The sequence below is a fragment of the Carboxydocella sporoproducens DSM 16521 genome, from assembly GCF_900167165.1.
GTDB lineage: Bacteria > Bacillota.
This window is the reverse complement of sequence record NZ_FUXM01000056.1, coordinates 1-11,468: the sequence shown is the minus strand read 5'-3', so window position 1 is coordinate 11,468 and position 11,468 is coordinate 1. Positions and strand designations below refer to the sequence as shown.

The window sequence follows — 11,468 nt, the reverse complement described above, 5'->3', positions numbered from 1 at the left end:
CGGAACATTTCCACACCGGTTACAACGGTCTTCTTGGTTTCTTCTCTCAGACCGACGATTTCTACTTCGTCACCAACCTTAATAGTACCGCGTTCAACCCGACCGGTAGCAACAGTACCCCGACCGGTAATGGTGAACACGTCTTCAACCGGCATCAGGAAGGGCTTATCGATATCCCGCTCAGGAGTGGGGATGTAGCTGTCAACAGCATCCATCAGTTCCCAGATCTTGCCGCACCACTGGCAATCCCGGGAGCCGCAGCCGCACTCCAGCGCCTTGAGGCCGGAACCGACAACAACAGGAATGTCATCGCCAGGGAACTCGTATTCATTCAGCAGCTCCCGCACTTCCATTTCAACCAGTTCCAGCAGCTCGGGATCATCTACCATGTCAGCCTTGTTCAGCCAGACTACGATGTGAGGCACACCTACCTGACGGGCCAGCAGGATGTGTTCCCGGGTCTGAGGCATAGGACCATCTGCAGCGGATACAACCAGGATAGCACCGTCCATCTGGGCAGCACCGGTGATCATGTTCTTAACATAGTCAGCGTGACCAGGACAGTCCACGTGAGCATAGTGACGCTGGTCAGTTTCATATTCAACGTGGGCAGTATTGATGGTAATACCTCTTTCCCTTTCTTCAGGAGCAGCGTCGATTTCATCGTATTTCTTAACTTCAGCTTTACCCTGGGTAGCCAGTACTACAGTGATAGCAGCAGTAGTAGTGGTCTTACCATGGTCTACGTGGCCGATAGTACCAACGTTTACGTGGGGCTTTGTCCGTTCGAATTTAGCTTTAGCCATTTAATCTTTCCTCCTATCTACTATGTATTTCCTCAAATATAAGCAAGGGGGGCCATCTGGCCCCCACAAGCTGTCACCACAACTATAAGGAACCTTAGCCTTGCCGTTTGGCAATGATCTGTTCGGCGATGTTGCGTGGTACTTCCTCGTAGTGCGAGAATTGCATTACGTAGGTTCCGCGCCCTTGTGTTCTGGACCGCAGGTCGGTAGCATAACCAAACATTTCGGCCAGCGGTACAAAGCCCCGGATAACCTGAGCATTCCCTCTGGGTTCCATGCCTTCAATCCGACCACGACGGCTGTTTATGTCACCGATTACATCACCCATATATTCTTCTGGAACGACTACCTCTACCTTCATGATGGGCTCCAGGATCACCGGATCTGCCTTGGGAGCTCCGGCCTTAAAGGCCATGGAACCAGCAATCTTAAAGGCCATTTCTGAAGAGTCCACATCATGATAAGAACCGTCGTAGACAGTAGCACGAATGTCGATAGCGGGATAGCCGGCTAAAATACCGTTTTCCATGGCTTCTCGGATACCAGCATCAATGGCCGGGATATATTCCTTGGGAATGACACCACCGACAATCTTGTTAACGAATTCGTAACCTTTACCCGGCTCGAGAGGCTCAAACTCAACCCAGCAGTGACCGTATTGACCGCGACCACCGGATTGCCGGACAAACTTACCTTCAGCCTTAACAGACTTGCGAATGGTTTCCTTGTAAGCAACCTGAGGACGACCAACATTGGCCTCTACCTTGAACTCCCGCACCAGACGGTCAACGATGATCTCCAGATGCAATTCACCCATACCCGAGATAATAGTCTGACCGGTTTCCGGGTCAGTATGCATCCGGAAGGTCGGATCCTCTTCAGCCAGACGCTGCAGAGCGGTGCCCATCTTTTCCTGGTCTGCCTTGGTTTTGGGCTCAATCGCTACGGAGATAACCGGATCCGGGAATTGCATGGATTCCAAGACTATCGGCTTTTTCTCGTCACAGAGAGTGTCACCGGTAGTGGTATCCTTTAAACCAACAGCAGCAGCGATATCACCGGTCCAGACTTCAGAGATTTCCTCCCGGTGGTTGGCATGCATCTGCAAAATTCGGCCTATCCGTTCCTTTTTGCCCTTGGTGGAGTTCAGAACATAGGAACCGGCGGGCAGATGACCGGAATAAACCCGGAAGAAGGCCAGCTTACCCACATAAGGGTCAGCCATAATCTTGAAGGCAAGAGCGGAGAAGGACTCATTGTCATCTACGCGGCGAATATCTTCTTCACCGGTATCAGGGTTGATCCCTTTCACAGCTGCGATATCCAGCGGAGACGGCAGGTAGTCCACTACTGCATCCAGCATGGGCTGTACACCCTTGTTTTTGAAAGCAGAACCGCACAGAACAGGAATCAGTTTAACGCTACAACAAGCAGCCCGCAGAGCCTTTTTGATTTCCTCTACAGTCAATTCTTCCCCGTCCAGGTACTTCATCATCAACTCTTCATCGGTTTCGGCCACGGCTTCAATCAGCTTTTCCCGGTATTCTGCCACCAGGTCAACCATATCAGCAGGAACATCGGTTACAGCCGACTGAGTACCCAGGTCATCAGTGTAGATGATAGCCTTACCGGTTACCAGGTCAACTACGCCCTGGAATTGATCTTCGGCACCGATGGGGACCTGGATGGGCACAGGGTTAGCTCCCAGACGATCCTTGATTTGCTTGACTACATTAAAGAAGTCAGCCCCAATCCGGTCCATTTTGTTAACAAATGCGATCCGGGGAACACCGTATTTATCAGCCTGACGCCACACTGTTTCTGACTGAGGTTCAACACCGCCAACGGAACAGAAAACAGCTACAGCACCATCCAGAACACGCAGGGAGCGTTCAACCTCTACGGTAAAATCCACGTGCCCAGGCGTGTCGATAATGTTAATTCTATGCCCTTTCCATTCGCAGGTGGTAGCAGCAGAGGTAATGGTAATACCCCGCTCCTGTTCCTGCACCATCCAGTCCATAGTGGCAGCACCATCATGGACCTCACCTATCTTGTGCACCCGACCGGTATAGAACAAAATCCGCTCGGTGGTGGTGGTTTTACCCGCGTCAATGTGGGCCATAATCCCGATGTTTCGGGTTTTATCCAAAGGAAACTTACGCGGCACTGTTTTTCCCCCTTTCCACCAAAGATGGAGCTCCTACCGGGGTAATTACCACCGGTAGTGAGCAAAGGCCCGGTTGGCTTCTGCCATCTTGTGAGTGTCTTCTTTTTTCTTGACTGCACCGCCGACATTATTGGCCGCATCCATGATTTCGGCAGCCAGTTTTTCCACCATAGTGCGCTTATCACCGCGCTTCCGAGCAAAATCGACCAGCCAGCGCAGGCCCAGAGTCTGACGCCGCTCCGGACGCACCTCAACCGGTACCTGATAGTTAGCACCACCAACCCGGCGGGCCTTAACTTCCAGCACCGGCATCACATTTTTCATGGCTTGATCAAAGACTTCCAGCGGATCCTTGCCGGTTTTGGCTCTGATTATATCAAAAGCGCCATAGGCGATTTTTTCAGCCACGCCTTTCTTGCCATCCAGCATGATTTTATTGATCAACTTGGTTACAACCTTGCTGTGGTAAACGGGATCTGGCAACACATCCCTTTTGGGCACACTGCCTCTTCTTGGCATGTATTCCCCTCCTTTCCACTAGTATTGGTAATTTATCGTCAGCTTAAACCTGATTACTACTTCTTGGCCTTAGGCCGTTTTGTACCATACTTGGAGCGACCTTGCAAACGGTTCTGCACACCAGCGCAGTCCAAGGCACCCCGCACAATGTGATATCTGACACCGGGCAGGTCTTTAACCCGGCCACCGCGTACCAGCACCACAGAGTGTTCCTGCAGGTTATGGCCGATACCGCCGATATAGGAGGTTACCTCTACACCGTTGGTCAGGCGTACCCGAGCTACTTTCCGCAGGGCGGAGTTGGGCTTTTTCGGAGTGGTAGTGTAAACCCTGGTGCAGACCCCTCTTTTTTGCGGACACTCTTTCAGAGCAGGTGCTGAAGACTTTTCAGCTACTGCTTTCCGCCCTTTGCGAATCAACTGGCTAATTGTCGGCATGTGTACACCTCCTTCCCGGAAAACATCTAACAGAAAAATGGAAGGCCCTCAACTCTTTCGAGCAAAGGGCCTTGTGATCAAGTTAGCCCTTCTCCCGATTAAAGTAGAATCGCAGCAGAAGCACTGCCTACTTCAATACCGCAAGCTTTACCCAATTCGCGCATACTCGGCACATTCACCACAGTTATACCTTTAGCCTGGCACAACTGCAGCAGGGGAGCTATCACATGGTTTTCCGCATCCTGGGCCACAAAGACTTTCGTCGCCTGGCCCCGCTCCACCGCCTTGATAGTCTGCTTGGTGCCGATGGCCTTGCGCCTGGCAGTTTGCAACTCTCCCAATGGCATAAGCAGGCTCCTCCTTATAAATCCAGACACTTTAATAATATATCACGCTCATGAATTACTGTCAACCTCTTTAATCTTTATATTCCTGTATCTGGACATGCCTGTACCAGCCGGCACCAGCTTACCTATAATTACGTTTTCCTTCAAGCCCAGCAGCGGGTCAGTCTTACCCTTGATTGCTGCCTCTGTCAGCACCCGGGTGGTTTCCTGGAAGGATGCTGCTGACAGGAAGGACTCGGTAGCCAGCGATGCTTTGGTGATACCCAGCAATACCGGTTTGGCGGTAGCAGGGGTGCCGCCAGCTGCCAGTACTCTTGCATTTTCATCTTCAAAATCAAAGATATCTACTGCTGCACCCGGCAAGAGTTCGGTATCGCCCGGGTCTTCAATTTTCACTTTCCGCAGCATCTGCCGTACCATTACTTCGATGTGCTTGTCATTAATATCCACACCCTGCATCCGGTAAACCCGCTGTACCTCGCTGACCAGGTAGGTTTGTACTCCCTCTAAACCAACAACCCTCAGGATATCATGCGGATTGATGGAACCTTCAGTCAGCGGCTGCCCGGGCTCAACCCGATCGCCGTTCCGCACCTTTAGGCGGGCCCCAAAAGGCACGGAATAGACGCGACTGTCCACCGGATTATCGGCCAGGATCTCGATCTCCCGGCGATTGGCCTTGGGTTCAGTGATTTTTACTATCCCTGCTACTTCGGCAATTATCGCTTGCCCTTTAGGTCTACGAGCTTCAAACAATTCTTCTACCCGGGGCAAACCCTGGGTAATGTCCTCACCTGCAACACCACCGGTGTGGAAGGTCCGCATCGTCAGCTGGGTACCAGGTTCGCCGATGGACTGGGCAGCAATAATACCCACCGCTTCCCCGATGTCCACCATATGACCGGTCGCCAGGTTGCGGCCATAACATTTTTTACATACACCATAACGGGTTTTACAGGTCAGTATTGAACGAATCTTGACTTTGGTAATTCCTGCCTCGATGATCCGATCGGCGGTATCGTCATCAATTTCTTCGTTAGCCCGGACCAGAACTTCCCCAGTCTCGGGATGAACTATATCTGTCGCTGCAATGCGGCCAGCAATCCGGTCCTTCAAGTTCTCAATGACTTCCCGCCCGTCGGTAATTGCTTCCACGGTAATCCCGGCGGTTGTACCGCAATCTTCTTCCCGTACTATCACGTCCTGAGCCACATCCACCAGACGGCGGGTGAGGTAACCGGAGTCAGCCGTTCTCAATGCCGTGTCAGCCAGACCTTTCCGGGCCCCGTGAGTAGAGATGAAGAACTCCAGCACTGACAGACCTTCCCGGAAGTTAGCCTTAATTGGCAAGTCGATAATTCGCCCGGAAGGGTCAGCCATCAAGCCCCGCATACCGGCCAGCTGCCGGATCTGCTGGATATTACCCCGAGCACCTGAGGTAGCCATCATGTAAACGGGATTGAAGCGGTCCAGGTGTTCCATCAAGGCATTGGTTACCTCTTTGGTAACCTTATCCCAGATAGCGATTACCTGATTGTAGCGCTCCTCTTCGGAAATCAATCCGCGTCTGAACTGGGTCTCAATTTTTTCTACCTGTTTATCCGCCTCTTCCAGCAAGATTTTTTTCTTAGGCGGAACTGTGATATCAGCAATACCAATGGTTATCCCCGCCTGGTTGGCGTAACGATAACCCAGTTTTTTCATACCATCCAGCAGCTCGGCAGTCTTACTGTAACCCAGTTTACGATAACAACGGTCTACCAGCTGGGCCAGGGCCTTTTTATCCATCAGCTTGTTGTAATACCCCAGCTCATCAGGAATAACTTCATTGAAAATCAGACGACCAATAGTGGTTTCCAGCATTTCGCCTTTGTAACGCACCTTGATTTTAGCCTGTAATTCGCACCGACCGGTTTCATAGGCCATAATGGCTTCATTGGGATCGCGGAAATAGCGGCCTTCCCCATAAGCCCCTTCTTTTTCAATGGTCAGGTAATAGGCCCCTAATACCATGTCCTGGGTGGGAGCTGCTACCGGCCGTCCATCCTTGGGGTTGAGGATATTATGGGCAGACAGCATCAGCAAACGAGCTTCTGCCTGGGCCTCTGCCGAGAGGGGAACGTGAACAGCCATCTGGTCCCCATCAAAGTCAGCATTGTAGGCAGTACAGACCATAGGATGGATCTTGATGGCCCGCCCTTCAACCAGAACCGGCTCAAAAGCCTGAATTCCCAGACGGTGCAAGGTAGGAGCCCGGTTAAGCAGGACGGGATGCTCCTTGATCACCTCTTCCAGGACATCCCAAACCTGCGGGTTAACCCGTTCTACCATCCTTTTGGCACTTTTGATATTATGGGCCAGCCCTTTGGCGACCAGTTCCTTCATCACAAAGGGCTTAAAGAGCTCTAGAGCCATTTCTTTCGGCAACCCACACTGGTGCAACTTCAATTCCGGGCCGACAACGATAACAGAACGGCCGGAATAGTCTACCCGTTTACCCAACAGGTTCTGGCGGAAGCGCCCCTGTTTCCCCTTCAGCATATCACTGAGGGATTTCAGCGGCCGGTTGCCCGGGCCAGTAACCGGTCGGCCCCGACGGCCATTATCGATTAGAGCATCTACTGCCTCCTGCAACATGCGTTTTTCATTGCGTACAATTATATCCGGAGCCCCCAGCTCCAGCAGGCGCTTGAGCCGGTTATTGCGGTTAATTACCCGGCGATAGAGATCATTCAGGTCTGATGTGGCAAAACGACCACCATCCAGCTGGACCATCGGACGCAGTTCCGGCGGAATAACCGGCAGTACATCCAGAATCATCCATTCCGGTCTGTTCCCGGACTTGCGGAAAGCCTCCACTACTTCCAAACGGCGAATGGCCCGCACTCGCCGCTGTCCGGTGCTTTCCTGAATTTCCCGTCTTAGTTCAGCTGCCAGCTCATCCAGGTCCAATTCCATCAACAATTCTTTGATGGCCTCTGCCCCCATACCGGCTTTAAAGTCATCACCATATTTTTCTTTGTATTCCCGATACTCTCCCTCTGTAAGCAGTTGTTTTTTCATCAGCGGAGTATCACCGGGGTCGATGACTACATAATTGGCAAAGTAGAGGACTTTCTCCAGGGAACGGGGCGACATATCGAGTATCAGCCCCATACGGCTGGGGATGCCCTTAAAATACCAGATATGGGAAACGGGAGCCGCCAGTTCAATATGGCCCATCCGTTCCCGGCGCACTTTGGCTCTGGTAACTTCCACGCCACAGCGCTCGCAAACTACACCTTTATAACGCACCCTTTTGTACCGGCCACAATGGCACTCCCAGTCCCGGGTAGGACCAAAAATCCGCTCACAAAACAGCCCATCCCGTTCCGGTTTCAAGGTGCGGTAGTTGATGGTCTCGGGCTTCTTTACTTCACCGCTGGACCAGGCCCGAATCTGATCGGGCGAAGCCAGCCCAATGCGCATGCGGTCGAAGTTATTGACGTCCAACAAGGGCCTCGCTCCCTTCCCTATTCTTCATCAAAGTAATCGCCATCATCCAGGACAGTATCCATATCTGCTATTTTTTCCAGTTCTTCCAGGCTCTCAAAGTCGATGCTGTCTTCATCCATATCCTCGCTATAATTATCTTCCTCATTGTATTCATCATCACCTGGTTTTACAGGTGCCTCGGGCAGGACAGCACTCAGACCCAGTTCCTTGGCCTGGTCGGTAGTATCATCTTCAAATTCACCGATTTCAATTTCCTCATCGTTTTCTGACAGGACCTTCACATCCAGACCCAGGCTCTGCAGTTCCTTAATCAATACTTTGAAGGACTCTGGTACACCGGGTTCTGGCACATTTTCGCCTTTGACAATGGCTTCATAGGTCTTTACCCGACCCACCACATCGTCAGACTTAACGGTGAGGATTTCCTGCAGTGTATAGGCAGCACCATAAGCCTCCAGGGCCCATACCTCCATCTCACCAAAACGCTGTCCACCAAATTGAGCCTTACCACCCAGAGGCTGCTGGGTAACCAGAGAGTAAGGGCCGGTAGAACGCGCGTGGATCTTGTCATCAACCAGGTGCGCCAGTTTTAGCATGTACATGTAACCCACAGTTACCGGGTTATCAAAAGGCTCACCGGTACGACCATCATAAAGGATAGTCTTGCCATTAGCCGGCAGACCAGCGGCCTCCAGGGTCTTGAAAACATCATTCTCCTTGGCCCCATCAAATACAGGGGTAGCAACCCGGATGCCCAGGGTTTTGGCAGCCCAACCCAGGTGAGTCTCCAGCACCTGACCGATATTCATCCGGCTCGGCACACCCAGAGGGTTGAGCACGATTTCCACCGGTGTACCGTCCGGTAAAAAGGGCATATCTTCTTCGGGCAGGATTTTGGAAATAACCCCTTTGTTCCCGTGGCGACCGGCCATCTTGTCACCAACGGAAATTTTCCGCTTCTGGGCGATAAAAACCCGCACCAGCATGTTTACACCAGGAGGCAGTTCATCCCCTTTATCGCGAGAGAACACCTTTACATCCACGATTTTGCCGGCCTCACCATGGGGTACACGTAGAGAAGTATCCCTTACTTCCCGGGCCTTTTCACCGAAGATAGCGCGCAACAACCTTTCTTCCGCAGTCAGCTCCGTTTCACCTTTCGGGGTAACCTTACCCACCAGGATATCGCCGGGCCGAACCTCAGCACCCACCCGGATAATTCCGTTTTCATCCAGGTCTTTCAGAACATCATCCCCGACATTGGGGATATCACGGGTGATTTCTTCCGGACCCAGCTTGGTATCCCGGGCTTCACATTCGTATTCCTCGATATGGATAGATGTAAAGTAATCTTCCTTGACCAGTTTCTCGCTGATCAAAATGGCGTCCTCGTAGTTATAACCCTCCCAGGGCATAAAGGCAACTAGCACATTGCGCCCCAGTGCCAGTTCGCCCTGGTCGGTCGAAGGCCCATCAGCGATGATTTCCCCTTTTTCAACCCGTTGCCCTTTTTTGACAATGGGCTTCTGGTTAATACAGGTCCCCTGGTTGGAACGGGTAAACTTGGTCAGTTTATATACATCTACAGTACCCTCATCAGACTTAACGATGATTTCATTGGCTGTTACCCGTTGTACCACCCCGCTATTGCGGGCAACGATAACTACTCCACTATCCAGAGCCGCCTTGTATTCCATACCGGTACCCACATAGGGTGCATCAGTGCGCAGCAATGGCACTGCCTGCCGCTGCATGTTGGAACCCATTAGAGCCCGGTTAGCATCATCGTTCTCCAGGAAGGGAATCAACGCCGTAGCAATAGAAACAACCTGTTTGGGTGAAACATCCATCAAATCGATTTTTTCCACCGGAACCATGATAATATCATGACCATGCCGGACATTGGCCTTATTGACCAGAATCTTCCCATTTTCATCCACCGGCAGATTGGCCTGGGCGATATAATATTTATCCTCTTCATCAGCCGTTAGGTATACGATTTCATCGGTAACAACGCCCCGCTCCTTATCCACCTTGCGATAAGGAGTTTCAATAAAGCCATATTCGTTGATACGGGCATAAGTGGATAGTGACCCGATCAAACCGATGTTGGGACCTTCAGGGGTCTCAATCGGACACATCCGCCCATAGTGAGAATGGTGAACGTCCCGGACTTCGAAACCGGCTCGTTCCCGGCTCAAGCCACCAGGTCCTAGAGCTGACAAGCGCCGTTTGTGGGTTAGCTCAGCCAGCGGATTGGTCTGATCCATAAACTGGGACAGCTGGCTGCTGCCAAAAAATTCTTTAATGGCAGCTGAAACCGGACGGGTATTGATCAGGATTTGAGGTGTTACCCCCTCCACATCCTGAATAGTCATGCGCTCCCGTATAACCCGCTCCATACGGGCCAAACCAATCCTGAACTGGTTTTGCAACAACTCACCAACCGAGCGCAAACGCCTGTTGCCCAGATGGTCGATATCGTCACCTTCACCTTCTCCATCCATCATTTTCAGCAACCGTTTCATGGTAGCTATAATATCTTCTTTGGTCAGGTGACGGACATCTTTGGCAATATCCAGTCCCAGTTTTTTATTGAGTTTATAACGGCCTACATGGGCCAGATCATAGCGTTTGGGGTCAAAAAACAAAGAGTTGAGTAAGGTTCTGGCACTTTCTACCGTCGGCGGTTCACCGGGTCGCAACCGTTTATAAATTTCAATCAGGGCCTCATCTTCCGAATCAGCATTATCCCGCTCCAAAGTCATTCTGATGCGAGCGTCATCATCAAACAGCTCCAGGACCCTGGCATTGGTCCCCCAGCCCAGCGCCCGTACCAGAACAGTCGCTGGCAGTTTGCGGGTCCGGTCTATCCGCACAAACAGGTTGTCATTTAGATCTGTTTCAAATTCCAGCCAGGCACCTCGGTTTGGAATAATGGTTGCCCCAAAGACATCCTTGCCGCTGGGGTCCATTTGTTTGGAAAAATAAACCCCGGGAGAACGAACCAGCTGGCTGACGATTACCCGCTCTGCCCCATTGATAATAAATGTTCCCTTTTCTGTCATCAGCGGGAACTCAGCCATAAATACTTCCTGTTCCTTAATTTCCCCGGTTTCCTTGTTGATCAACCGTACCTTTACTTTCAGAGGCGCCGAGTATGTAACATCCCGTTCCTTACTCTCTTCCACCGAGTACTTGGGCTCCCCCAGATTATAGTCAACAAACTCCAGGGAGAGGTTGCCGGTAAAATCCTCGATGGGCGAAATATCGCGGAACAGTTCACGCAGGCCCTCGTCCAGGAACCATTTATAGGAGTTCTGCTGGATTTCAATCAGGTTGGGCATGTCCAACACCTCTTGAATCCGCGCATAACTCCAGCGTTCCCGTTTTCCGACCTTGACCGGATAGAACATGCAGAACCTCACCTCTCGCTATTTTTTCGCATACTTATAGCATGGCATTTTTTAATTATAGCATTCATCCTTTCCTTCGTCAAGAAAATAATTACAAATGCTTTTTGCGATGTACCCTTTTTCAGAATGAAAATTGCTAAAAATATTATAAATAAATTTTTTTAAACATTATCATTCAGTTGTTTAGCAAGGATAACGGTATCTCTCTTTTTTTAAATCCTAAAAAAGGGCGCACTAATCCCACTAGCCCTAAAATGACTTCTTAATCATCCGGCCTG

The 11,468-nt window shown here is 51.0% G+C and carries 7 protein-coding genes; all 7 read right to left on the bottom strand.

Features of this window, described 5'->3' with window-relative positions; translation table 11 throughout:
* The coding region (locus B5D20_RS12920; protein ID WP_078666625.1) for an elongation factor Tu at positions 1–806 on the bottom strand (806 nt) is incomplete at its 3' end.
* A gap of 94 nt (positions 807–900) precedes the next feature.
* Entirely contained in the window at positions 901–2,976 is a 2,076-nt protein-coding gene (fusA, locus tag B5D20_RS12915) for an elongation factor G (protein WP_078666624.1), read from the bottom strand.
* Between the two features lie 45 nt (positions 2,977–3,021).
* Positions 3,022–3,495, bottom strand: a complete 474-nt coding sequence (gene rpsG, locus B5D20_RS12910) for a 30S ribosomal protein S7 (RefSeq protein WP_078666623.1) — start codon at positions 3,493–3,495, stop codon at positions 3,022–3,024.
* 56 nt (positions 3,496–3,551) lie between these two features.
* A complete protein-coding gene (gene rpsL, locus B5D20_RS12905) occupies positions 3,552–3,932 on the bottom strand; it encodes a 30S ribosomal protein S12 (RefSeq protein ID WP_078666622.1) in 381 nt (126 codons plus the stop codon).
* A gap of 98 nt (positions 3,933–4,030) precedes the next feature.
* Complete coding sequence (locus tag B5D20_RS12900; RefSeq protein WP_078666621.1) at positions 4,031–4,279, bottom strand: L7Ae/L30e/S12e/Gadd45 family ribosomal protein; 249 nt, start codon at positions 4,277–4,279, stop codon at positions 4,031–4,033.
* Positions 4,280–4,327: 48 nt separating this feature from the next.
* Positions 4,328–7,774, bottom strand: coding sequence for a DNA-directed RNA polymerase subunit beta' (rpoC, locus tag B5D20_RS12895; RefSeq protein WP_078666620.1), 3,447 nt, complete (start codon positions 7,772–7,774; stop codon positions 4,328–4,330).
* 17 nt (positions 7,775–7,791) lie between these two features.
* Positions 7,792–11,190, bottom strand: coding sequence for a DNA-directed RNA polymerase subunit beta (rpoB, locus tag B5D20_RS12890; RefSeq protein ID WP_078666619.1), 3,399 nt, complete (start codon positions 11,188–11,190; stop codon positions 7,792–7,794).
* Positions 11,191–11,468: the final 278 nt, after the last annotated feature.

Excerpts from the sequence above, each read along its gene's own strand:
- rpsG (WP_078666623.1), bottom strand. The coding sequence starts at position 3,495 with ATGCCAAGAAGAGGCAGTGTGCCCAAAAGGGATGTGTTGCCAGATCCC.
- rpsL (WP_078666622.1), bottom strand. The coding sequence starts at position 3,932 with ATGCCGACAATTAGCCAGTTGATTCGCAAAGGGCGGAAAGCAGTAGCT.
- B5D20_RS12900 (WP_078666621.1), bottom strand. The coding sequence starts at position 4,279 with ATGCCATTGGGAGAGTTGCAAACTGCCAGGCGCAAGGCCATCGGCACC.
- rpoB (WP_078666619.1), bottom strand. The coding sequence starts at position 11,190 with ATGTTCTATCCGGTCAAGGTCGGAAAACGGGAACGCTGGAGTTATGCG.